A 22,454-nucleotide genomic window follows, 5' to 3' on the forward strand; every position below is an offset into this window, starting at 1 on the left:
CCATGAACATTTTATTCTTCACCACCATATCACCCTTTCCGCAAAACGGCGGGGAAAAGATCAGGAGCTGTTACCTGCTCAAAGCGCTGGCCTCCCTGGGGCACAGCGTTCATGCCATTATCGGCAACAAAGAGCAGGTGGACCTGGACGAACATGCCATCCCCGGCGTAACGTTTTACACCTGCACACCACCGGCGCTCACGCTGGCAGACAGGCTGACGGGGAAATTTTATTTCCGGCAGGACCCCGCCGTACTGAAGCTTTTCGCCAGTATCTGCAGCATCACCAACATCGAAGTGGCGGTTCTCGACTATGGTTTTGTAGGACAATACATTCCCTGGTTCAACGCCAGCCGGATACCCGTGATACTGGGCACCCATAACGCGCAGGCCGAGCATACGCAGCAGAAGCCCGCCCAGGGCCTCGTGCAGAAGCTGCGCCGCAGCCAGCTGGTGAACCTGGAAAGAACACACGAACAACGCTACTTCCCGCAGGCCGCGGCGGTGATGACCGTCAGCGAGCCCGACAGGCAATATCACGCCGCTTTCATTGACCCGAAAAAAATATTCGTGGTGCCCAACTTCCTGGACGAGAACGATTATACCCTCCGGGAAGAAAGGAACCCGCGCCGGCTGGCCATGACCGCCAACTTTTCCATGTTCATGAACTTCGAGGGGCTGAAATGGCTGGTAGACCAGGTGTGGAACGACGAGCTGGCGGAGAAGTTCGAGCTGCTGCTGGTGGGCCGCCACTCCAAAGAAGCTTTGCAGCAGCTGAAAGGCGCCACTGAATGGAAGAACATCAAAGCCATCGGCAAAGTGCCGGATATCAAACCTTACATCGCACAGTCCGCCGGCGTGCTCATTCCCCTGCTGCACGGCAGCGGCACCCGCCTCAAATGCCTGGAGGCCATGGCGCTCAGCACCCCGGTGATCGCTACTTCCAAAGGCGTGGAAGGCGTATTGAGCGATAATTTCATTGTGGCCAACACCCCCGCTTCCTTCCGCCACGCGGTGCATTCCTTTTCAGGGAAAGGTCCGCTGGGAGGCCTGCTGCGGGAAGATTTCATGAAAGAATACAGCGCCGGCGTGAACCGCAGGCGGCTGGAGCATATCCTCCGGTTTGCCGCGCAGAAAGCGCCGGTAGTTACTCACCAAATGGCAGCAGAATGAATATAAAAAAAGCAGGCGTGTTCCTGTACACCATGCTCAGCACCATCAAGGTGAACCTCGTAGGCCAGCTCTGGCTCAGCGAGCTGCTGGTGATACTGGCCGCGCCGTTCACCTACCGGCCTGAAGATCTGAAGACCTACCCGTATCTTAAAAAGATACTGGTTGCGCTGCTTGTGCTGCTGTTTTTTCAAATGGTGACGGACCTGCTGATAGTGGGCAACACCCCGCAGAACTACATGCGCGGATGGGCGGCTACCATCATCGCCATACTTTCGTTCATTGTACTCTTCAAAACCCTGAACGATACCTCTACCATCCTGTTCTTCCTGTTCATGACCATGATCAAGAACATTATCTATACAGACGATATCGTGGATTCGGACATGAGCTATTTCAAGTTCAAGATCGCCCCCATCCTCACCATGGCCGTGTACCTGGTGCTGTACCAGCTGTATAAGCGCGGTGAGCTGAAAATGGCGCTCACCGTCCTGATCGGGGCCAGCCTGCTCTGTTTCGCGTTCGACAGCCGGTCTACCGGCGTGATCTTCTTCATCGGCGCGGTGATCACCTATCTGATGAACAACAACGTGCAGATCTCCCGGCAAAAGATCATCTTTTTCGCTGTGCTGTTCGCCGTGCTGTTCCAGGTAGCATATACTTTTTATGTCCGTTCCGTGCTGAACGGCGAAATAGGCGGCGAGCACTCGCGCACGCAGATAGAACGGCTGGCTAATCCTTACAACCCGCTGGAACTGCTTATGACCGGCCGCGCGGAGACCTTTGCCGCCGGCGCCGCTATTGCGGACAAACCTTTGTTCGGGCATGGCAGCTGGGCGGAAGACAAATCATTAAAATACCACATGATATTGCTGATGTACCACGACGCGGAGCTGAATCCGGAACGCGTGAAAAGCCGTACCATCCTGGTTCCCAGCCATTCCGTGCTGATGGGCGCCTGGGTGAACTGGGGGCTCGGCGGATTCCTGGCGGTGCTGTTCCTCTTCTGGCAGGTCGTGAAAATGGGATTGTACATTATCCGCAACGGGCAGGACCTGGCGCTGTACCCCGTACTGGTGCTGATATTCATAGGGCTGATCTGGACCTTCCTCTTCTCCCCCTTCCAGCACCTGCGGCTGTACATACCGGGGCTGGCCGCCATTATCATGAATAATTATTACGCGCTGGTAAGCGAGCAGGAAGAAGAAGACCCGGCTTACAGTTTACCTGTCCATGCATAAACCCTTTGATCCATGACAACAGAACAGTTATTCCAGGAAAAAGTAGACGCCAAAACAGGAAAGGTCAAAATGTACAGGGACAATCCCCTGTACTTCCTCAAACGTTCCAACGTTTCGTTGTACAAAAGCTTTTTGCTGTACCTCTATTACAGCATCGCCAGCTGGCTGCCTGATCCGCCGCGGCCGCTGGGAGTGCTTGCGCTTCCTTTCCGCACCTGGCTGGCCTCAAAGATATTCCTCAGCGCGGGGAAAAACATCAAAGTAAGCCGCAACGTGCGCTTCGGCAGCGGGCAGAACGTTGTGATCGGCAATTACACCGGGCTGAACGTGGATTGCTGGATCGGGAACGATACCATCATCGGCGACGATGTGATGTTCGGCCCGGAAGTGACCATCCTTTCCGGCAGCCACAATTTTGAACGGACGGACATTCCCATGCGCGAACAGGGCAACACGCCGCGCAAGCCGGTGGTGATCGGCAACGACGTATGGATCGGCACCCGTGTGATCATCCTTCCCGGCATCCGCATCGGCTCGCATTCCATTATCGCGGCGGGCTCCGTGGTAACGAAGGATGTGCCGGAATACGCCATCGTGGCGGGCAACCCGGCGGTGATCAAAAAATTCAGGACAATTACCCATTAACGAAAATATATGTCAGATTATATGTCAGCATTGGTCTCAATAGTTATACCGGTATACAACGGGCAGGAATTTATCAAAGAAACGCTGGACAGCATCTTTAACCAGACCTACCGCAATTTCGAGATCATCGTGGTAGACGGGGCGAGCACAGACAGTACCATGGAGATCGTTTCCGCCAACCGCGGACTGATAGACGTCATCATTTCCGAAAAGGACGAAGGCATGTACGACGCCCTGCGTAAAGGCTTCGACAAAGCCAAGGGCAAATACCTCTGCTACATCAATGCAGACGACCGCCTGCTGCCTTACACCCTGGAAAAAGTGGTGGAGAAATTCGAAAAGCAGCAATGCGATCTAGTATACGGCGATGTGAATTACATCAACGAGCACAGCGAAGTGATCTTTTCCTACAAAGCCGTTCCGCTTGGCTTCCAGGCCATCCGCCAGCTGCGGCGCGTACCGTTCGCCCAGCAAAGCTCCTTCTGGACGCGGCGCATTTACGACAAACACCGCGGGTTCGACAAAAGCCTGAAGTACTCCGCGGATTCCAAATTCCTGCTGTCCGTTTGCCTGGACCCTTCCGTACGAAAGGGGTATATACCCAGGCCCCTGGGGGAATACCGGCTGCACGGCGGCTCGTTTTCCGTATCCGTGACAGGCAAAATGCAGGCGGAACATCACCGGATGCTGCAGGAGCTGAACCTGCCCACGCCCAACTTCCGCAAATACATTTACGAGCTATATGCGAAAGCCCGCAACGTAAAAGGCATCTATCAAAAGTTAACCTATAAAGGAAATAAATTCTGATATGAAAATTCTGTTTATCGTCCCTTCGTACAAACCAGCCTATATCTACGGCGGCCCCATCATCAGCGTATCGAAGCTGGCGGAAGGGCTGGCCAACCTCGGGCATCGCGTAATGGTGTATACCACCACCGCCAATGGCGAACAGGAGCTGGATGTGCCTGTCAAAGAAACACAGGTGGTGAACGGCGTGGAAGTGAAATATTTCCCCCGCATCACCAAAGACCATACGCACGTATCGCCCAGCCTGTGGAGCACCACCTGGGCCACCGCCAACGATTACGACGTGGTGCACATCCACAGCTGGTGGAACTTCCTGGTGATGGGCGCTTCGCTCATCTGCTCCATCAGGGGCATCCGCCCGGTGCTGAGCCCGCGCGGCGTGCTATGCGACTTTGTGTTCAACCACCGCAACAAGCTTTCTAAAAAAATACTGCACAATGTGCTGGGCAAACACCTGCTGCGCCGCACCTACCTGCACACCACCTCCGATATGGAGCGCGACGACTGCCTGCGCATCAACAACAACTGGGACAACGAGATCATCCATAACCTCGTGAGCCTGCCCGAAGGCAGCTACCAGCGCAAAGCCAACGAGGTTTTCACCATCAGCTTCTTTTCTCGCATCCATCCCAAAAAAGGGCTGGACATTCTGCTGCAGGCGCTGTCTAAAGTCGAATTCCCCTTCCTGCTCAAAATAGCCGGCAGCGGCGACGAAGCGTATCTCGCCGAGCTGCGCGCCCTCATTGCCCGGCTGGGGCTGGATGATAAAGTGGAATGGGCGGGCTGGAAGGATAAAGAAGAAAAATTCGCTTTCCTGGCGGGTTCAGACCTTTTTGCGCTCACCTCGCACAACGAGAATTTCGCGATGGTGGTGCTGGAAAGCCTTGCCGTAGGAACGCCTGTGCTGGTAAGCGAGCACGTAGGCCTGGCGCCTTATGTGAAAAGGAACGACCTGGGCTGGGTGACCGGCATCAGCGAAGTGGAGGAAGTGAGGAACAAGCTCATCACCGCCTACAACAGCCACGAAGCACGCGCCCGCATCAACGCGGCGGCCGTCGTAAAAGTGCAGGAAGATTTCAACGAGGCCAGGCTGGCCTCCGATTATGTGAGCATGTATAAACACTCCGGCAAAAAGAAAGCGTCATGAAGATCTCCGTGATCATATTAACCTTTAACGAACAAAAGCACATCGCCCGCTGCCTCGAAAGCATGCGGCAGGTGAGCGACGACATCTGTATCATAGACGCCGGATCCACAGACGATACCGTGGCCATCGCCGAATCTTTCGGCGCGCGCATCTTCCGCAACAAATGGGTAAACTACGCCGTGCAGTTCCAGTGGGCGCTGGACAACTGCGGCATCCAGAACCCCTGGGTGATGCGCATGGATGCGGACGAATACCTGGAACCCGCCCTGGTAAAAGAGATCAACGAAGCGAACATCCCGGATAATATCACCGGCATCTACATCCGCCGGAAAGTGCTGTTCAAAGACAAATGGATCCGTTACGGCGGCTTTTATCCGCATACCCTGCTGCGCATCTGGCGCAACGGCGCGGGCAGCATAGAGCAGCGCTGGATGGACGAGCACATCGTACTTTCGGGAGAAGGCACCCTGATGCTGAAAGAGCATATCGTAGACCATAACCTGAACTCCATCCACTGGTGGGTGAACAAACATAACAACTATGCCATCCGCGAAATGGTGGACCTGCTGAACATCAAATACCAGTTCCTGGAAAACGACGGCAGGCTGCTGCAGAACGAAAGCTCGCAGGCAAAACGCAAACGTTACCTGAAAGAAAAGGTATACGCTTCCCTGTCTCCCGGCGCCAGGGCCAGCCTGTACTTCTTTTTCCGCTACTTCCTCCGTTTCGGCTTCCTGGACGGCTACAAAGGCTTCATCTTCCATTTTATGCAGGGATACTGGTACCGCCTGCTGGTGGATGTGAACATGAAGGAATTTGAAGAGAAGCTAAAGGGCGATACCCGGAAGGAAAAGCTCATAGAACTGTTAAGAACCGATTATAACATTGCCATCTGATGGAAATGACGACCGATCTGTCCGCATTCAACACCGGCACTTACAAGGCCGGCCCGAAATGGAAAGTGCTCAGCTGGTATTTCGTGAATTATTATATCATGAACAGCGCCTTTCCCTGGCCCATGGGCCTCAAATCCAGGCTGCTGCGCCTTTTCGGCGCAAAGGTGGGAAAAGGGCTCGTGATCAAGACCAAGGTGCGCATCAAGAATCCCTGGCGCCTCACCATCGGCGACCATTGCTGGATCGGGGAATCAGTGTGGATAGATAACCTGGAAGACGTGCATATCGGCAGCCACGTATGCGTGTCGCAGGGCGCGCTGCTGCTCACCGGCAACCACGACTACACGCAGACCGATTTCCCGTACCGCCTCGGCAAGATCCGGCTGGGCGACGGGGTGTGGATCGGCGCCGGATCTATTGTGTGCCCGGGCGTGTCCTGCGGGTCGCACGCTATTTTAACCGTAAAATCAGTCGCCACCAGAGACCTGGAGCCATGGCAGATATACGCCGGCAACCCTGCAACCTTTGTGCGAAAAAGAACGATGAAAACAAATGCCTAAAAGAGTATTGCTGATCGGTGGAAACTTTTCCCCTGAGCCCACCGGGATCGGAAAATATAACGGGGAAATGATCAACTGGCTGGTGGAGAACGGCTATCAATGCACCGTGATCACCTCCTACCCTTACTACCCGCAATGGGAAGTGCAAAAGCCGTACGACCGGCACAAGCGCTGGTATAAAAAAGAAGTGAGCCATGGTGGTAACCTCAAGGTCTACCGCTGCCCTCAATATGTGCCGGCGCAGCCTACCGGCAAAAAACGCATGCTGCTCGACCTGTCGTTTTCCATGTCTGCTTTTTTTAAATTATTACAGCTCATCCCCGGGAAAAAACATGACCTGGTGATCACCGTGGCGCCTTCTTTCCAGCTGGGGCTGCTGGCTGTGCTGTACAAAAAGCTGCGCGGCGCACAGTTCCTCTACCATATCCAGGACCTGCAGATAGAGGCCGCGCGCGACCTGCAGATGATCCGTTCGGACAAGCTCATCAACATGCTGTTTGGCGTGGAGCGTTACATTCTCAAACGGGCCGACGTGGTGAGCAGCATTTCAGACGGCATGATGCAGCGCATTGGCCAGAAAATACCGAAGAACGTGCAGTTCTTCCCCAACTGGGTGGACACTTCACTGTTCTACCCCGTGGACGATAAAGCCGCGCTTAAGCAGGAATACGGGTTCCGGCCGGAGGACAAGGTGATCCTTTATTCCGGCGCCATCGGCGAAAAGCAGGGGCTGGAAGCCATCCTGCATACGGCGAAGGCCATGCGCAACCGGCCGGACCTGAAGTTCGTCGTATGCGGCTCGGGGCCTTACAAATCCAGGCTGGAAGCCATGGCCGAGCAGCTGGAACTGGAAAATGTGATCTTTTACCCGATCCAGCCGTTTGAAAAATTCAACCGTTTTCTCAATATGGCCGATGTGCATTTAGTGATCCAGAAAGCCGGCGCGTCCGACCTCGTAATGCCTTCCAAGCTCAGTACCATACTGGCTGTGGGCGGGCTTGCGCTCGTTACCGCCAACCCGGGCTCGGGCCTGCACGCGCTGGTGGACCGATACCGGATGGGCATTCTCGTGAACGCGGAAGACCAGCAGGCGCTGAACGAAGGCGTGGCCCTTGCCGTGAGCAGCGAAAGCGCCGGCATTACCAACAATGCCCGGGCCTATGCCGCGGAGCACCTGGCCATATCCGGCGTGATGGGCCGTTTCGAAGCAATTGTCGTTAACCGTAATCAGCAACTATGTTAAGCCGCTATCTTAAAATCAGTCTCATACAGATCATCGTGCTGGATTTCATCTGGCTCAACGCCATATTTTTCGTGGCCGGCTTCGGCCTCCGCCAGTACGACCTGCAAATACATACCGGGGCAGACGCGTTCCTGCTCGTATCCAACGTGGCATGGGCCATCGGCCTGTACACCACCGGCATCTACGCGCTCACGCAGCAATTGAGCTACGAAAGAATGGCGCGCAAAACCGTGCAGGCCATCATATTCTACCTGCTCATGCTGCTGCTGTTCCTTTTCCTTTACGGCGAGCTGTATTCCCGCTTCTTCGTGCTCATGTACTGCGCCCTCTTTTCCATCATGGTGGTGTTCAACCGGCTGCTTTTCTTCTGGGTCACCAATTCCCTTCTCAAAAGCAAGGACGTGGAAAGGAAAATGGTGATACTGGGGTACAACGAAATGTCCAAAAAACTGGCGGACAACCTGGTGACCGAAAAAAGCAACCTGAAGTTCGAAGGGTATTTTGAAGAATACAACAAAGTGAACGAGCTCTCCTATTACCCCGTGATAGGCGGGCTGAAGGAATGCGTGCCGTATGCGAAAGACAATAACATCAGGGAGATCTACTCCACGCTGTCGCCCGAGGAGAACCCGTACCTCTACACGCTGGCCTACGAGGCGGAGCAGCATTTCATTCACTTCCGGTTCGTGCCCGATTTCAGGATGTTCGTGAACCGGCAGATCTACGTGGATTATCTCAACAACATCCCCGTGATCTCCCTGCGCTCCGAACCGCTGGACGATCTGGCCAACCAGATCCGCAAACGCTTGTTCGACCTGCTTTTCAGCGGGCTGGTCACCATTTTCCTGCTCAGCTGGCTCATTCCCTTGCTGGCCATCCTGATCAGGCTCGAATCCAAAGGGCCCGTATTTTTCGTGCAGCACCGCACCGGCCGCAACAATAAAACTTTCCGCTGCCTGAAGCTGCGCAGCATGTATGTGAACAAGGAGGCCAACGACAAGCAGGCCACCCGAAACGACCGCCGTTTTACGCGCGTCGGGCGCATCCTGCGCAAAACCAACCTGGACGAGATCCCGCAGTTCCTCAACGTGCTGGCCGGCGATATGTCCATCATCGGCCCCCGGCCGCATATGCTGAAACATACCGAAGAATATTCCCGGATCATACAGCAGTATATGATCCGCCACTACCTGAAACCCGGCATCAGCGGCTGGGCGCAGGTAAACGGCTTCAGGGGCGAGATCACCGACGAAAGCCATCTGCGCAAACGCGTGGAGCATGATATCTGGTACATGGAGCATTGGTCTATTTACCTGGACCTCCGCATCATTTTCTTAACGGTGGCCAACACCATAAAAGGAGAAAAAAATGCATTTTGATTTGAACCGGCAGGACATGCATTCACACCTGCTGCCGGGGTTAGACGATGGCGCCAAGACCATAGACGACTCTCTTTCCCTGATACGGCAGCTGCATTCGTTGGGCTATACAAAGCTGATCACCACCCCGCACGTTATGAGCGGCATCTGGTACAACGATGCGGACACTATCCTGCCCGCGCTGGACGCCCTGCGGGCCGAAGTGGAAAAAGCCGGCATCGGCGTGGAGCTGGATGCGGCGGCGGAATACCTGATGGACGATTATTTTGAATCGCTGCTGGAAGATAAAACACCGCTGCTGACCATCAACGGGAAATACCTGCTGGTGGAATTTCCTTTCGTGGCGCTGCCTGTCAATTACCGCTCCGTTTTCTTCAACCTGAAAATGGCCGGCTACGAGCCCATCCTCGCGCATCCGGAAAGGTATATGTACCAGCATGGCGACCTCGATTTTTATCATGACCTGCAGGAGGCCGGCGTGCTGTTGCAGGTGAACATCCTTTCCCTGCACGGGTATTACGGCACGCGGGTGCAGAAAATGGCGTTGCAGCTGGTGAACGCGGGCCTGGTGCAATTCACCGGCACCGATGCGCACCATCAGCGGCACCTGGACGTGCTTTGCCGCCCATTGCCGGATGCATCCGTTCTTACTAAATTGAGCGGCGGCGTGATAAAAAATGAACTGTTATAATCCAAAATATTGTAATTTTAAAGAACACGTTAACCGTTCGTATAAAAGCGGCTTTTTTTAAACTGAATACATAAAACAAGGGTTGCATAATGATTTCTTCTACGGGAGCTAGTAAATTTCCTGAAAATAAGGGTCTTATCGAAGATGTATTCCATGAAATCAGGTCCATTCTATCCGGTATTTTATCCAGCGTTGAATTGATTGAGTTATATGGATCAGGGCAGTTCAGCCTGGAAAAAAGCGGGGAAAAGATCAACCGGCAGGCCGCTGCGATCAAACTGCAGGTGATTGAACTGGAATTTCTTTTGCAGAATGTGCGTATCATCCAGCATATACTGAACAAATCCCTGACTTCGAAAAGAGCGCCGACGCAGATCGTGAAGCTGCTGAAGAACCTGGTGGAAGACGAGCGGTATGCCCCGCTGTTTGCCAGCTGGGTGAGCTTCCGCGCGGAAAGCGACCGCGAGGTGGCGTATGTGGATGAATTCCTGGTGAAGCAGCTGCTGCTCAACCTGCTTTTCCGCATGCACCGCAATGCAGACATGAAAGAAAAGCCGCAGCTGGACATTACTTTCGGGCAGGATGCCGTAACCCTCAAAGGCGTGTACCTCGCCAATCCGAACGACCGCACCCTGTCCAGCTCCATCTCCGGCATCAGCAACGAGAGCCTCCAGGCTTTCCTGGACCAGCGCATTTGCAGCCTGATCGCTTACGTGGCCGAGCTGCATGAAGGAAAATTCGAGCTTACCGCCCTGGCGGAAGGCCGGATTGAAATGCTGGTATCCATTCCCTATGATGTGAATTAAAATCTGTTTCTTTGCAGCTGCATGTCGTTGTTCATCACATCCTTAAATTCAGGCAGTAACGGGAACTGTTACTACATAGGGAACGCCGAAGAAGCGATCCTGGTAGACGCGGGTATTTCCTGCCGCGAAACCGAGCGCCGCATGAAACGCCTCGGCCTGAAGATGGACACCGTAAAAGCCATATTCATCTCCCACGAACATACGGACCACATCAGCGGCGTGCCGGTGCTGGCCAAAAAATACCGCCTCCCCGTTTACATCACCGGGCAAACCCTTCACCACAGCCGTATGCAGCTGGAAGGCATTGTCTTTAAACCGCAGGAGCCCGTTACCATCGGGCAATTGCAGGTAACCGCCTTCGTTAAATACCACGACGCCTGCGACCCCCACAGTTTCCTCGTAACCGGCAACGGCGTTACCATCGGGGTATTCACAGACATCGGTCGGTGCTGCGACCAGCTGGTGCATCATTTCCGGCAGTGCCATGCCGCTTTCCTGGAAGCGAATTACGATACGGACATGCTGGAGAAAGGACGGTATCCCATTTTCCTGAAGAACCGCATCCGCGGCGGCCACGGGCACCTTTCCAACCAGCAGGCGCTGGACCTGTTCAGGCAGCACAAACCCGAAGGCATGCAGGTGCTCCTGCTCTCCCACCTTTCCCGCGACAACAACGATCCCGCGCTGGCGCTGGACATATTCTCCCGGCATGCAGGCAACGTGAAAGTGGCTGTTGCATCCCGTTACGAGGAATCGAAAGTATACGAGATATTCCCCGGGCAGCTGGTTGCGCCGCCCAGGCCCGCCCCGCCGAAGAAAAAACCGGTAGTGGTGCAGGCGGCTTTATTCTAAAAAGCGCTTCCACACATCCTGCATCTTCACACACATCACTTTCGTTATCCTGGCCGCTTTTCTCCATAATGCGCTTTGCCGCATGAAATATTTCCGCGCACATCACTCTTCCATCCATCCTTCCTCCTCCCCGAACCGCACAAACTGGTACCCGTTGAATGTGCCCAGCACCGCAATGTTCCCGCCTTTCGGGATCACCGTTTTAACGCCCGCCGTAGCGGCCGGGAGATCCAGCAGCCGGGCAGTGTCTTTCAAGGACCGCTCTCGGTAAGGTTTTGCGGTAACCGCTGCACTTTCAACAAATCCTTCCTTTTGATCCGGCAGCAAAACTTTATACCAGTTCCTGTAAGCCGCCAGCACCTGCAAAACCTGGTTGGCCGGCAGCTTAGCCATTAACGCGCCGTTCTTTTCAGGCGAAGCCAGCAGCGATACCGCCCGGGAAGTGCGGGCCGCGCCCGCCAGCAGACCGAGCGAAGCCGTAACGGCGGGCGCTTCTTCTTTAAAAGAACGGATAAAAGGCAAAGGATCCACCGCGCCACCGCGGGCATAGATGCCGAAATGCAGGTGCGTAGGCGTGTTGCGGGCGTTGCCGGTATTGCCCATTAAACCGAGCGTATCGCCCGCGGATACACGCTGGCCGGGGGAAACCAGCTGCTCGTCCAGGTGCGCGTAGTAGAGCGTATAATCTTTTTGCTCGGGTTGCATGAATATCACTTTCCCGCCCAGGTTATTTTCCCCCGCGCGGGTCACATACCCGTCTGCCGCGGCCACCACGGGCGTTCTGAATTTCCCGAAAATATCCACGCCTTCATGGCTGCGCGCGCCACGGTCGCGGGCGTCGCCCCAGAAGCTGCCTATTTTGGCATTGGTACCCGAGCTCACGGGAAAAGCAAGGCTGGCGGCGGTGGTGATGGAAATAGTATATTCCCCGCCCCGCAGCAGCTCCGGTTGCAGGCGCAGCACCAGGCGGCCGTCGCCGGATGCCTCATGCTCCAGCCTGCGCGTAAGGGTGTCCGCAGACGCGATGTAAGCCGTCGTATTATTTTCCGCCGGCTGCCAGAGGTCGGTGAACAGCAATATATCGCCCGGCAGTTTCACGCTTACCTGCACGATGATCTTTTCGCCTCTCCGCACATTAAAAGCATACCCCGCAGCATCGGGCTTTTCAGGGGAAAAATAACCGGTTTCGCGGTAGGGCAGCGACACGGTGAGCGGGCGGGCCAGCGCTTTGTCCGCCGCGGCGAACCAGGCGTTTCCGAGGGCCGTTTCTTTCAGTCCCGCCGAAGTAATGTTGCTGGCATATTGCTCATGTGGAGTTCTTTTCACAAAAAGCCCCCTTTTGGCGGTGGAGCAGGCCGTGCAGGCGAGTAAAACCAGGAGGACGGGCATGCGGAATGATCCATTGTAAGCCATTTTCACTGTTTTTTGATGGTGCGTAATGTAATGGAATACCGCAACTGCTGTACCGGGGCGATACTGTGCTGCCATTCCGAGCGCGCTTCGTCCTTAATGAGGTATACAGAGCGGCGCTCCACCGGGAACGATACCAGCGGCCGTTTGGCTTCATGGGGACGCAGCCGGAAAGTGCAATCGGATAAAAGGGAAATTCCCGCCACTATATCAAAAGGCGGGGCGTCGCGGTGCCAGTTTATCACTGAGCCGGCGGGATATTCCGTGACCAGCAGCTCCTGCACATCTTCCGGCTGAAAGACCGCCCAGGCGGCTACTTTATCGATGAGCCAGCTGAACGCCGCCGGTATGGGCCTGCCTTTTGATAAATTCCTTTTTTCAAAACTGTAATCGTAACCGAAGCTTGCCGTGCGCCTTTTGGCTTTATAACCCTGGAAGGTGAATGTTTTCAGCGTAACGGCTGCAATGGTTTCCAGCAACGCCGCTTCTTCCTCCGCGGAAATGAAACCGGGCTGGTAAGCGAAGCCGGGCGGGAAAACCGGCGGTATGTCGAACAGGGTGAGCATACCCCAATGCCGCTAAAGCCATGCCACAGTGGCTTTTTATTTTTAGCTTTGCGCCCTAATCCGGTACAATGAAGGCATACCTGGACCTGTTCGATCTACGGCCCGCTGTTCTTCGGCTCCGTCACCGCTTTCCTCGAAAAATTCGATGCGGCGGGCGACCCGGCGGAAGTGATCATCGATTTCAGGGAAAGCCGCGTTGCGGATATGCCTGGCATTGAAGCGCTGAACAAACTGACAGCAAAGTACCGGCAGGCAGGCAAAACGCTGCACCTGTGGCACCTCAGCGACGATTGCAGGCAGTTGCCGCAAAATGCGTCCTCAGTTATCGAAGTGAATGTGCTGGAAGATCCATCGTATAAAGTTGCGGCAGACTGATCATGCTTTTTCCGCCCTTTTCATCAGGATAAGTACCAGCACGTTCAATACACAGAAAAAATCACTGTATTCCTTATCTTCAACCATATGAATATCACAGCGCTCCACAGCCAGCCCGCCATCATTGAGGCCCTGGCGGAACTCATCATCGAAACTGTGGCCCATGGCGGTTCCGTTAGCTTCATGCACCCGCTTTCGCGGGAAAAGGCCGTTGCATTCTGGGAAGCCTCCCTTGCCGCGGCGGACCGCGGGGAACGGATGGTGCTGGGCGCATACGATGGCGATGAACTAACCGGAACGGTTACACTATTGCTCGATTGCCCGGACAATCAGCCGCACCGAGCCGAAATAGCGAAGATGATGACGCGCGTGAAACACCGCGGCCGGGGCATTGCCCGCGCACTGCTGGCCGCCGCCGAACAGATCGCCGCTGAACGCGGCAAAACGCTGCTGACGCTCGATACAGCGGAAGATGAAGGCGCGGCGGGATTGTATGAAAAAATGAATTACCAGAAAGCCGGCGTTATTCCTGACTTTGCCTTAAAGCCGCATGGCGGGCTTACCGGCACCGTATTGTATTACAAGCGTATCGGTCAATAGCGGCCTACCCTTTCTCCACGGTTACCGTGAATGTTCCATCCAGCACCAGCTTCCCTTCAACTTCCCCGCCGTCCAGTTTCAGGCCTTTGATCTTGCCGGTCTTTCCTTTGGTAAGCAGGTCTGCCAACTGTTTATCGCTGAGCTTTTTGCCAAATATTTCGAATGGTATCTTAAACCCGCAGACCGAGAAATTGCCGCAGCCATAAGCCGTGTTCCCTTTCTTCACCGGGTGGGCTTTGCATTTAGGACATTGCAGGCTGTCCAGCTCAACGGTTTTTTTCGGCGCCTTCGGTTTCGGTTCCTCCTCTTTTACCGGCGGCGCTTCAGGCGCAATAGTAATGGATCTGCCGGTATTGCTCTTCACTTCCTGCGTGAGGTCCACCACCATTTGGATCAGCTCCTGCTTGAAGGTTTCCATGGCGTATTCCCCTTTTTCGATCAGGCGCAGCTTGCGTTCCCAGTTCCCTGTCAGCTCAGGGCTTTTCAGCAGCTCGTTCTGGATAGTATCTATGAGGTCCATGCCGGTTTGTGTGGCAAAGATGTTCTTCTTTTTCTTTTCGATGTATTTTCTGCGGAACAGGGTTTCGATGATGTTCGCGCGGGTGGAAGGCCGGCCGATACCATTGTCTTTCAGCAGCTCGCGCATTTCCTCATCTTCCACCTGCTTGCCGGCGGTTTCCATGGCACGCAGCAAAGTGGCTTCCGTGTAGGGCTTAGGCGGTGAAGTTTTACCCTTGTGAATGCGCGGTTCATGCGGGCCGCTCTCTCCCACTTCAAATACAGGCAGTATTTTTTCCCCTTCTTCCTGCTCTTCTCCTTCCTTCTGCGCGGGCGCATCGTTGGCATACACTTCTTTCCAGCCGGGCTCCAATATCTGCTTACCCGTTACCTTGAATTCCACCTGGCCCACCTTGCCCAAAACAGTCGTGTTGGAAATCTTACATTCCGGGTAGAACGCTGCAATGAAGCGGCGGGCCACCAGGTCGTAAATACGCTTTTCATCCAGGTGCAGGTTTTCGGGGTACATGCCTGTGGGAATGATGGCGTGGTGATCCGTTACTTTTTTATCGTCGAAGACCGATTTGAGTTTCGGGATGGGCTTTTGCAGGATGGGCGCAATGAGGCTGGCGTAGGGTGTCATGTCTTTGAGGATGCCTTCGATCTTGGGATGAAGGTCTTCAGAGAGGTACGTGGTATCTACGCGCGGGTAGGTAACGAGCTTTTTTTCGTAGAGGTTTTGAATGTGTTTTAGCGTATCGTCTGCCGAGTAGCCGTATTTTTTATTGGCTTCCACCTGCAGCGCCGTGAGGTCGAACAGGCGGGGATTGCCTTCCTTACCTTCTTTCCGCTCGAACGAAGTGATCTCAAAAGGATGTTCCTTCAGATAGGCCAGTCCTTTCTCCGCGCGTTCGGGCTGCGCGATGCGGTCTATCGTGGCGGTGAACTCCACTTTTTTGTAAATGGTCTTCAGCTCCCAGTACTCGGCGGATACAAATGCGTTGATCTCTTTCTGCCGCGCCACGATCATGGCCAGCGTGGGCGTTTGCACCCTGCCGATGGACAGCACGGCCTTTCCCTGCGCAAATTTTTTGGTGAACAGCCGTGTGGCGTTCATACCCAGCAACCAGTCGCCGATGGCGCGGGCGCTGCCGGCGGCATAGAGATTGTCGTACTGGCTGCTTTCACGCAGCTGGCTGAACCCGTTACGGATCGCTTCTTCGGTGAGCGACGATATCCAAAGCCTTTTCACGGGGGCGGTGCATTTGGCTTTGAGCAGCACCCAGCGCTGGATCAGCTCGCCTTCCTGCCCGGCATCGCCACAGTTGATCACTTCTTCCGACTGGCTCACCAGTTCCTCGATCACTTTGAACTGCTTCTGCACGCCCGCGTTCTCGATCAGCTTGATGCCGAAGTGCGGCGGGATCATAGGCAGGTCTTCCAGCCGCCAGTATTTCCAGTATTCATAGTAGTCGTGCGGCTCTTTGAGGGTGCAGAAATGCCCGAACGTCCACGTCACCTGGAAGCCGTTGCCTTCATAATAACCGTCTTTTCTTTGTTTAGCGCCCAGCACTTCCGCAATATCCCTGGCCACGCTGGGCTTTTCCGCAATACAAACTTTCATACCTGCGCCAAAGTTCGCGCATATCGGGGAATTAATAAAGCGGGAGAATACGTTTGGGGTGTATCTTTTATTTGAGTATCCTCATTCTGTACGCATTCATAGCCGTTACGCCCAGCCTTTCCACCAGCCGGTAATTTACGACCACGCCCACGGCGGCGCCCACCACGGGCAGCAGCTGGCCGAGCTTGGCCAGATCAATATGGTCGCGGTATTCCTGCTGGAAGCTCAGCCAGTCGAAGGCATTGATATCTTCCGGCATTTCTTTGCTTTTGCGGTCCCAGTCCGTGATCTGCTCAAACACTTTGCGCCGGTGCTGCTGGCTGCTGAATGCCAGCTGGAAGATATTGAGGATGTAAACCCTTTCCCTGTAATCATTTACATCGAAACCGTAAAAGGCCGCGATATCGAAAAGCAGCTTGAGCTTCATGCCCAGCAGGATAGGAAAATCGGCCAGCCCCAGCAGCAGGCCGCCCGCGCCGGTAACGCCGCCTTCCGCCGCAGCGGTTTTTTTATAGACGTCCACCCGCCGGCGCACCGCGTCTTCCAGCTCGAAGAACGATGGGAATTCAGGCTTCTTCGGAGCCGTATAGGCGGAACCGTATAATACGCCCCTTACCATTTGTTTGATGGTCGCGGTGATGGCATTGTGTACTTTTTCCGGTATCAGGCGGTTGATGCGGGTCTGCACTTTTTTGGAGAGCCGGTCCGTAAAAGACGGCGCCTTTTGCATCTTCATCTGCCAGACCTCCATTTCGGCCCTTGCCTGCGCTTCGTATAACATGCCCTGGTTTTTTATGGAAAGAAAAGTATTTTGCATCATTAAGCCATGCCTTTGCGGAATTATCTCATCCCTGTATTGCTCCTTTCCCTCGCCGCCTGCAACGAAAAAAAACCGGCGCGGGTGCTCCCTTCCGTTCCCGCCGAGGTAAAGCCGCCCTCCATGAGCATGCAAAAACTCAGCCGCAAAGTGAAAGAACTGCGCGAATACGCCCGCCGCAACGGGTATAACACGCATTACGCCTGCTTTATAGACTTCGGGGTATTTTCCGGCAATAAACGTTTCGTATTTTTTGATCTTGAAAAGAACAAGCCGGTGAGCGAAGCGCTCGTTTGCCACGGCCAGGGGCCCGATTACAGGATGGAGACCGTGCCTTTTTCCAACGAGCCCGGCAGCTTATGTTCCTCTCCCGGCAAATACCGCATCGGCGGGAAATACAGCGGCCGTTTCGGAACGGCGTACAAGCTCCACGGGCTGGATGCCAGCAATTCGCGCGCCTTTGAGAGATTCGTGGTGCTGCATGCCCACTCCTGCGTGCCGCTGGCGGAAACCCGCGACGGCATTTGCCGCAGCGATGGTTGCCCTACGCTGAACCCACGGTATTTCGCCAGTATCCAGCCTTACCTGGACAGATCCCGCAAGCCCGTGCTGCTCTGGATCTACCGCTGAGATCTTTTATCACTGTATATCTTCTTCCGTATCGTCGTGCACCACCAGCCTGCATGGCAGCTGGCTGCTGCGGTACACCGTTTCCGCGCCTTCATCTTCCTCCCCGATGCGCTCAAATAAAATGCGCGCCGCCTCTTCCCCCATTTCGAAGGAACTTTCCTCGATGGAGGCCAGCGGCTTGTGATCGAGATGATGGAGGATGGGCAGGTTGCCGAAGCCGGTGAACTGCATTTTATCCACCAGCGCGGGATGATGTTTTTTCAGGTAATCTATCGCGTCGAGCGTAACGTAGTTTTTGAATGTAACAATAGCCGTAGGGGGTTCCGGCAATTGCATGAGGCGCTTCATGGCGCTGAAAGTGCCTGCGCGCGTGAGGTCCACGCTTTCCACCAGCTCTTCCCGGAACGGGATGCCATGTTTGGCCAGCGCCTGCTTATATCCTTCAAAGCGCGCCTGGCTGGTGCGCATGCCCGAGGGGCCCATGAGGTGCGCAATGTGCCGGTGGCCTTTGCCCACCAGGAATTCCGTGGCCATTATCCCGCCGTCGTGGTTGTTGGATGAAACATAATCGAACTGCCCCGATTTGGGCTCGCGCCCGATGCAGACCACGGGAATGCCGATGGACAGCAGTTTCTGGAACGGCGCCATATCCACCCGGTTCTTCGTGATGGAAACGATCACTCCGTCTACCCGGTTGCGGATCATCACATCCACGATCTTTTCTTCCTTCTGCTCATCCTCATGCGATTGCGTGAGGATCACGTTATAGCCGCGCTTCTCCGCGGTTTCTTCCACGCCGTTGGCGGCTACCGCGTAATATTGGTCCAGTATATCGGGAATGATCAGCCCCAGGGTGAACGATTTGGCGAGCTTAAAATGCCGGGCGGCCTCGTTGGGTATATAGTTCAGCTGTTTGGCCAGCGCTTTCACCCGCTCGCTGGTGTAAATACTGATGGACGCATCATTATTCAACGCCTTCGAAACGGTCGAAACCGACATATTCAGTTTTTTGGCAATGTCTTTTATAGTGACCCCTCTTTTCATGCAGACTGAATTATGCCTGGCATGATACGAAATCTATTTCAAACGTTGTAACTCTATTTTTTCCATGATCGCCGGGATTAAATCGATTGCAATTATTAAATTGGTTGCGGATTAACAGGTGAACAGTGAACATTCCACTTTGAAGAGACGAAATCTAATCGACATCCTCGTAACGGCTAACACAATTATTTCACGTTAAAACTCGCTTTCGATCCGCGTTCTATTCATTATTCCAGATTCCACACACTCACATATCGTTTCCATTTTCTAAATCCACAAACTGATCCAAAATGACAATTAGTATCAGGAGCAAGCTTGTATTGCTATCCTCGGGCTGTTGTGCGCTTACCTTTATGCTGATTCTGGCCGGTAATCCCGCCTTTGCCAGGTATAACGATGCCAGCCGCCTTCTCCACACCAGGTTCGTCAAAACGGTGAAAGGAACCGTCAAAGACCAGACGGGCCGCGCTTTACCGGGCGTAACCGTGGTAATAGAAGGCACTTCAAAAGGAACTTCCTCGGATGAGAACGGGAATTTTGAACTGAAAGACGTGCCGGACAACGGCGTGCTGGTATTTTCCTTCATCGGTTACCAGACCCTCAAAGCGCCCGTAGCATCCACCGCTTCATGGAATATCATCCTGAAAGACAATGCCACCGAGCTGGACCAGCTGGTGGTGGTAGGTTACGGCACCCGTAAAAAAGCTGATGTGACCGGCGCCGTGGCCCAGGTGAAAGTAACGCAGCTGGAGAATGAAAATCCCTCCAGCGTGCAGGATGCGCTCCGCGGCAACATTCCCGGCCTCAACGTTACCTCCTCCAACTCCGCCAAAGGCGGCGGCGACCTGGTGGTGCGCGGCCGTTCGTCCGTGAGCGCGGGCTATTCCCCGCTGATCGTGCTGGATGGCGTGATCTACCCGGGCGCGCTCAGCGACATCAACCCTAACGACATACAGACTATAGACGTGCTGAAAGACGCCAGCGCGGCCGCCGTTTACGGCGCCAAATCCGCCAAGGGCGTAGTGCTCATCACCACCAAACGCGGCTCCAAAGCCAAACCTACCGTGACGCTGAATTCCAACATCGGTCTTTCCACCCTTGCCATGGACCAGCCCTTGTACGACGGGCCGGGCTTCGTAAAGTGGAGGACCGACGTGATGAAAAGCGTGAACGCCGGCGCGCAGCCATACCGCTTCGACGATCCGCGCACGCTGCCCTCCGACATCACCATCGATCAATGGAAAGCGTACGACAACTCGCAGGGCGACCCGCTGGACATCTGGCTGAACCGCCTGAAGATACTGCCCGTGGAAGTGCGCAACTATAAAGCCGGCAAACAGACCAACTGGTACAACCAGATGTTCCAGGACGGCCTGCGCAACGACCATACCATCAGCGTGGGCGGCCGCGGCGACAGGGTGACCTATTACATTTCCGCAGGTTATACCAACAACGAAGGCTTTATCGTAGGCGATAAATTCTCTACTTTCCGCACCCGTATCAACATCGAAGCAAGAGCGGCAGACTGGGCTACCGTGGGCGTGAACATGCAGTTTGCCGACCGTGACGAAAGCCAGGTACCGGTGAACTGGGGGCAGATGGTGAACGCTTCGCCCTGGGGTGAAAAATACAAGGACGATGGCGTGACCCTGCGCGACAGCCCGAACGACGACGTGGGCAACAACACCAATCCTTTCCTGGACAACGTATACCAGGACCGCCTGCAGAAATTCAACACCCTGTTCGGTTCTCTTTACCTGAAAGGCAACCTGGGCTACGGTTTCTCCTACCAGGTGAACTTCACGCCCAACTTCGAATTTGCCCGTTACTTCAATGCCAACCTGGCGAAAGACTTCCGTTACACCGCCCGCGGAGGCTATGCCGTAAGGAGGCAGGAAAATATCTACAACTGGCAGCTGGACAACATCCTGAGCTGGGTGAAATCATACGGCGATCACGATTTCGACGTGACGCTGCTGTTCAATGCCGAAAAATACCAGAACTGGCGCAACCAGATGGAAAACGAAGGTTTTGCGCCGAACGACAACCTCACCTGGCACAACATCGCCGCGGGCATCAAACCCGTGATCTCCAGCTTCGACTCCGTGTCTACCGGCGATGCGATGATGGCCCGCCTCAACTATGGCTTCCAGCAGAAATACCTGCTCACCGCTTCCATCCGCAGAGACGGCTATTCCGCCTTCGGCTCCTCCAACCCGCGCGCGAGCTTTCCTGCGCTGGGCTTCGGCTGGGTGTTTTCGAAAGAAAGCTTTGTGAACCTTCCCTGGCTCGACTTCGGTAAACTGCGTGTATCCTGGGGCGTGAACGGCAACCGTGAAATAGGCCGCTACCAGGCGTTGGGCGACCTGCAGACCGGCAAATACCAGTACATCACGCCCAGCGGCCAGCTGGTGCTCGTATCGCAGCTGTATGGCAACCGCATGGCCAACCCCGACCTCAAATGGGAAAAAAGCACTTCCTACAACCTCGGGCTCGACTTCGGTGTGCTCAAGAACAGGCTCACCGGTTCCGTGGACGTGTATGACAAACGTACAAAGGACCTGCTGGTGCTGAAAACCATCTCCGACGTTACCGGCTACTTCAACGTAATGGACAATCTCGGCGAAGTGCAGAACAAAGGCTTTGAGCTTAGCCTGACCAGCGTGAACATTGACCAGAAAAATTTCAAGTGGAGAAGCAATCTCAACTTCTCGCTGAACAGGAATAAAATACTGAGCCTCTACGGCCCGGTGGACATCAAAGACGCCAGCGGCAAAGTGATAGACCGCCGCGAGCTGGACGACCGCGCCAACCGCTGGTTTATCGGCCACGACCTGGATGCGATATGGGACATGCGCATCCTCGGCGTATGGCAGCAGAACGAAGCCGCCGAAGCCGCCAAATATGGTGTGAAACCCGGCGACTTCAAGCTTGAGGACAAGAACGGCGACGGCAAATTCACCGACGACGACCGCCAGTTCCTCGGCTACCGTTCCCCCCGCTTCCAGTGGACCTTCCGGAACGACTTCTCTTACAGGAATTTCGACCTTTCCTTTATGTTCTATTCCAACTGGGGTCAGCAGGCTACGTATAATATGGCGAAGAACAACAGCGGGTTCATAGACCGCCAGAACTCCTATATCATGCCGTACTGGACGCCTGAGAATCCCATCAACGATGCGGCCAGGCTGTTCTCCAACAACGGCAGCCTCAGCTTCGACGTGTACCGCAAAGCCTCGTTCATCCGCCTGAGCACGGTTGCGCTGGCGTACACCATTCCTCCGAAACTGATCAACAAATACGGCATCGAAAGCTTCAAGCTGTTCGCCAACGTGAGCAATGCCGGAATTTACCAGCCGCATTGGAACTTCTGGGATGCCGAATATGTGTACGGCAACAACAACCCGCCTGCCCGCAACTGGTCATTCGGCCTGAACGTTACGCTTTAATTGAT

General features: G+C 54.7%; 20 protein-coding genes and 1 pseudogene. 16 read left to right on the top strand and 5 right to left on the bottom strand.

Annotated features, from left to right (window positions below; translation table 11 throughout):
• The first annotated feature begins 2 nt into the window (after nucleotides 1–2).
• From ACTJIK_RS17545 to ACTJIK_RS17600, 12 genes and pseudogenes are all read left to right on the top strand, one after another.
• Nucleotides 3–1,172: a glycosyltransferase gene (locus tag ACTJIK_RS17545; RefSeq protein ID WP_440648441.1), complete on the top strand. Its 1,170-nt coding sequence runs from the start codon at nucleotides 3–5 to the stop codon at nucleotides 1,170–1,172.
• Entirely contained in the window at nucleotides 1,169–2,410 is a 1,242-nt protein-coding gene (locus ACTJIK_RS17550) for a hypothetical protein (protein ID WP_440648443.1), read from the top strand. Before ACTJIK_RS17545 ends, ACTJIK_RS17550 begins: the two co-directional genes overlap by 4 nt.
• A 471-nt stretch (nucleotides 2,411–2,881) precedes the next feature.
• Nucleotides 2,882–3,022, top strand: a pseudogene (locus ACTJIK_RS17555) (DapH/DapD/GlmU-related protein); the annotation flags it as partial.
• A 54-nt stretch (nucleotides 3,023–3,076) separates the two neighbouring features.
• Nucleotides 3,077–3,862 (top strand): glycosyltransferase family 2 protein, encoded by a 786-nt coding sequence (locus ACTJIK_RS17560; protein WP_440648445.1) that lies wholly within the window; start codon nucleotides 3,077–3,079, stop codon nucleotides 3,860–3,862.
• Between the two features lies 1 nt (nucleotide 3,863).
• The gene (locus ACTJIK_RS17565) at nucleotides 3,864–5,009 is read left to right on the top strand and encodes an XrtY-associated glycosyltransferase XYAG1 (RefSeq protein ID WP_440648447.1); all 1,146 of its coding nucleotides are present in this window, start codon (nucleotides 3,864–3,866) and stop codon (nucleotides 5,007–5,009) included.
• Nucleotides 5,006–5,905: a glycosyltransferase family 2 protein gene (locus tag ACTJIK_RS17570; RefSeq protein ID WP_440648449.1), complete on the top strand. Its 900-nt coding sequence runs from the start codon at nucleotides 5,006–5,008 to the stop codon at nucleotides 5,903–5,905. Before ACTJIK_RS17565 ends, ACTJIK_RS17570 begins: the two co-directional genes overlap by 4 nt.
• The gene (locus ACTJIK_RS17575) at nucleotides 5,905–6,465 is read left to right on the top strand and encodes a WcaF family extracellular polysaccharide biosynthesis acetyltransferase (RefSeq protein ID WP_440648451.1); all 561 of its coding nucleotides are present in this window, start codon (nucleotides 5,905–5,907) and stop codon (nucleotides 6,463–6,465) included. The genes ACTJIK_RS17570 and ACTJIK_RS17575 overlap by 1 nt, the downstream gene beginning before the upstream one ends.
• Entirely contained in the window at nucleotides 6,458–7,708 is a 1,251-nt protein-coding gene (locus ACTJIK_RS17580; protein WP_440648453.1) for a WcaI family glycosyltransferase, read from the top strand. Before ACTJIK_RS17575 ends, ACTJIK_RS17580 begins: the two co-directional genes overlap by 8 nt.
• On the top strand, nucleotides 7,702–9,087 hold the full coding sequence (locus ACTJIK_RS17585) for an undecaprenyl-phosphate glucose phosphotransferase (RefSeq protein ID WP_440648455.1): 1,386 nt from the start codon (nucleotides 7,702–7,704) through the stop codon (nucleotides 9,085–9,087). The genes ACTJIK_RS17580 and ACTJIK_RS17585 overlap by 7 nt, the downstream gene beginning before the upstream one ends.
• A gap of 16 nt (nucleotides 9,088–9,103) precedes the next feature.
• Nucleotides 9,104–9,778, top strand: a complete 675-nt coding sequence (locus ACTJIK_RS17590; RefSeq protein ID WP_440648457.1) for a tyrosine-protein phosphatase — start codon at nucleotides 9,104–9,106, stop codon at nucleotides 9,776–9,778.
• A 197-nt stretch (nucleotides 9,779–9,975) separates the two neighbouring features.
• Complete coding sequence (locus tag ACTJIK_RS17595; RefSeq protein ID WP_440648459.1) at nucleotides 9,976–10,584, top strand: hypothetical protein; 609 nt, start codon at nucleotides 9,976–9,978, stop codon at nucleotides 10,582–10,584.
• A gap of 21 nt (nucleotides 10,585–10,605) precedes the next feature.
• The gene (locus ACTJIK_RS17600) at nucleotides 10,606–11,436 is read left to right on the top strand and encodes an MBL fold metallo-hydrolase (RefSeq protein ID WP_440648461.1); all 831 of its coding nucleotides are present in this window, start codon (nucleotides 10,606–10,608) and stop codon (nucleotides 11,434–11,436) included.
• A 102-nt stretch (nucleotides 11,437–11,538) separates the two neighbouring features.
• Here the strand turns inward: ACTJIK_RS17600 and ACTJIK_RS17605 are convergent, their stop codons facing one another.
• Together ACTJIK_RS17605 and ACTJIK_RS17610 are read right to left on the bottom strand one after the other, a co-directional pair.
• On the bottom strand, nucleotides 11,539–12,849 hold the full coding sequence (locus tag ACTJIK_RS17605) for a peptidoglycan DD-metalloendopeptidase family protein (protein ID WP_440648463.1): 1,311 nt from the start codon (nucleotides 12,847–12,849) through the stop codon (nucleotides 11,539–11,541).
• A 2-nt stretch (nucleotides 12,850–12,851) separates the two neighbouring features.
• A complete protein-coding gene (locus ACTJIK_RS17610; protein WP_440648465.1) occupies nucleotides 12,852–13,412 on the bottom strand; it encodes an alpha-ketoglutarate-dependent dioxygenase AlkB in 561 nt (186 codons plus the stop codon).
• A 105-nt stretch (nucleotides 13,413–13,517) separates the two neighbouring features.
• Here ACTJIK_RS17610 and ACTJIK_RS17615 point away from each other — a divergent pair, with 105 nt between their 5' ends.
• Both ACTJIK_RS17615 and ACTJIK_RS17620 read left to right on the top strand, forming a co-directional pair.
• A complete protein-coding gene (locus ACTJIK_RS17615; protein WP_440649217.1) occupies nucleotides 13,518–13,787 on the top strand; it encodes a hypothetical protein in 270 nt (89 codons plus the stop codon).
• A gap of 87 nt (nucleotides 13,788–13,874) precedes the next feature.
• Complete coding sequence (locus ACTJIK_RS17620; RefSeq protein WP_440648467.1) at nucleotides 13,875–14,387, top strand: N-acetyltransferase family protein; 513 nt, start codon at nucleotides 13,875–13,877, stop codon at nucleotides 14,385–14,387.
• A 4-nt stretch (nucleotides 14,388–14,391) separates the two neighbouring features.
• Here the strand turns inward: ACTJIK_RS17620 and ACTJIK_RS17625 are convergent, their stop codons facing one another.
• Together ACTJIK_RS17625 and ACTJIK_RS17630 are read right to left on the bottom strand one after the other, a co-directional pair.
• Nucleotides 14,392–16,509 (bottom strand): DNA topoisomerase 3, encoded by a 2,118-nt coding sequence (locus tag ACTJIK_RS17625; RefSeq protein WP_440648469.1) that lies wholly within the window; start codon nucleotides 16,507–16,509, stop codon nucleotides 14,392–14,394.
• 67 nt (nucleotides 16,510–16,576) lie between these two features.
• The gene (locus tag ACTJIK_RS17630; protein WP_440648471.1) at nucleotides 16,577–17,290 is read right to left on the bottom strand and encodes an EcsC family protein; all 714 of its coding nucleotides are present in this window, start codon (nucleotides 17,288–17,290) and stop codon (nucleotides 16,577–16,579) included.
• Nucleotides 17,291–17,341: 51 nt separating this feature from the next.
• Between ACTJIK_RS17630 and ACTJIK_RS17635 the strand changes: the two genes are divergently transcribed.
• Nucleotides 17,342–17,956, top strand: a complete 615-nt coding sequence (locus tag ACTJIK_RS17635) for a murein L,D-transpeptidase catalytic domain-containing protein (RefSeq protein WP_440648472.1) — start codon at nucleotides 17,342–17,344, stop codon at nucleotides 17,954–17,956.
• Nucleotides 17,957–17,965: 9 nt separating this feature from the next.
• On the opposite strand, the gene ACTJIK_RS17640 is transcribed toward ACTJIK_RS17635, so the two are convergent.
• A complete protein-coding gene (locus ACTJIK_RS17640) occupies nucleotides 17,966–19,000 on the bottom strand; it encodes a LacI family DNA-binding transcriptional regulator (protein ID WP_440648474.1) in 1,035 nt (344 codons plus the stop codon).
• Between the two features lie 290 nt (nucleotides 19,001–19,290).
• On the opposite strand from ACTJIK_RS17640, the gene ACTJIK_RS17645 reads away from it, so the two are divergent.
• Nucleotides 19,291–22,449 carry a SusC/RagA family TonB-linked outer membrane protein gene (locus ACTJIK_RS17645; RefSeq protein WP_440648476.1) on the top strand — a complete coding sequence of 1,053 codons (3,159 nt, stop codon included), beginning with the start codon at nucleotides 19,291–19,293 and terminating at the stop codon, nucleotides 22,447–22,449.
• Nucleotides 22,450–22,454: the final 5 nt, after the last annotated feature.

The organism is Chitinophaga sp. 22620, from assembly GCF_052044405.1.
Lineage (GTDB): Bacteria > Bacteroidota > Bacteroidia > Chitinophagales > Chitinophagaceae > Chitinophaga.

Bases quoted from the DNA above. Each gene is read 5' to 3' on its own strand.
- ACTJIK_RS17545 (WP_440648441.1), top strand. From the start codon at position 3: ATGAACATTTTATTCTTCACCACCATATCACCCTTTCCGCAAAACGGC.
- ACTJIK_RS17550 (WP_440648443.1), top strand. From the start codon at position 1,169: ATGAATATAAAAAAAGCAGGCGTGTTCCTGTACACCATGCTCAGCACC.
- ACTJIK_RS17560 (WP_440648445.1), top strand. From the start codon at position 3,077: ATGTCAGCATTGGTCTCAATAGTTATACCGGTATACAACGGGCAGGAA.
- ACTJIK_RS17565 (WP_440648447.1), top strand. From the start codon at position 3,864: ATGAAAATTCTGTTTATCGTCCCTTCGTACAAACCAGCCTATATCTAC.
- ACTJIK_RS17570 (WP_440648449.1), top strand. From the start codon at position 5,006: ATGAAGATCTCCGTGATCATATTAACCTTTAACGAACAAAAGCACATC.
- ACTJIK_RS17575 (WP_440648451.1), top strand. From the start codon at position 5,905: ATGGAAATGACGACCGATCTGTCCGCATTCAACACCGGCACTTACAAG.
- ACTJIK_RS17580 (WP_440648453.1), top strand. From the start codon at position 6,458: ATGCCTAAAAGAGTATTGCTGATCGGTGGAAACTTTTCCCCTGAGCCC.
- ACTJIK_RS17585 (WP_440648455.1), top strand. From the start codon at position 7,702: ATGTTAAGCCGCTATCTTAAAATCAGTCTCATACAGATCATCGTGCTG.
- ACTJIK_RS17590 (WP_440648457.1), top strand. From the start codon at position 9,104: ATGCATTCACACCTGCTGCCGGGGTTAGACGATGGCGCCAAGACCATA.
- ACTJIK_RS17600 (WP_440648461.1), top strand. From the start codon at position 10,606: ATGTCGTTGTTCATCACATCCTTAAATTCAGGCAGTAACGGGAACTGT.
- ACTJIK_RS17605 (WP_440648463.1), bottom strand. From the start codon at position 12,849: ATGGCTTACAATGGATCATTCCGCATGCCCGTCCTCCTGGTTTTACTC.
- ACTJIK_RS17610 (WP_440648465.1), bottom strand. From the start codon at position 13,412: ATGCTCACCCTGTTCGACATACCGCCGGTTTTCCCGCCCGGCTTCGCT.
- ACTJIK_RS17620 (WP_440648467.1), top strand. From the start codon at position 13,875: ATGAATATCACAGCGCTCCACAGCCAGCCCGCCATCATTGAGGCCCTG.
- ACTJIK_RS17625 (WP_440648469.1), bottom strand. From the start codon at position 16,509: ATGAAAGTTTGTATTGCGGAAAAGCCCAGCGTGGCCAGGGATATTGCG.
- ACTJIK_RS17630 (WP_440648471.1), bottom strand. From the start codon at position 17,290: ATGTTATACGAAGCGCAGGCAAGGGCCGAAATGGAGGTCTGGCAGATG.
- ACTJIK_RS17640 (WP_440648474.1), bottom strand. From the start codon at position 19,000: ATGAAAAGAGGGGTCACTATAAAAGACATTGCCAAAAAACTGAATATG.
- ACTJIK_RS17645 (WP_440648476.1), top strand. From the start codon at position 19,291: ATGACAATTAGTATCAGGAGCAAGCTTGTATTGCTATCCTCGGGCTGT.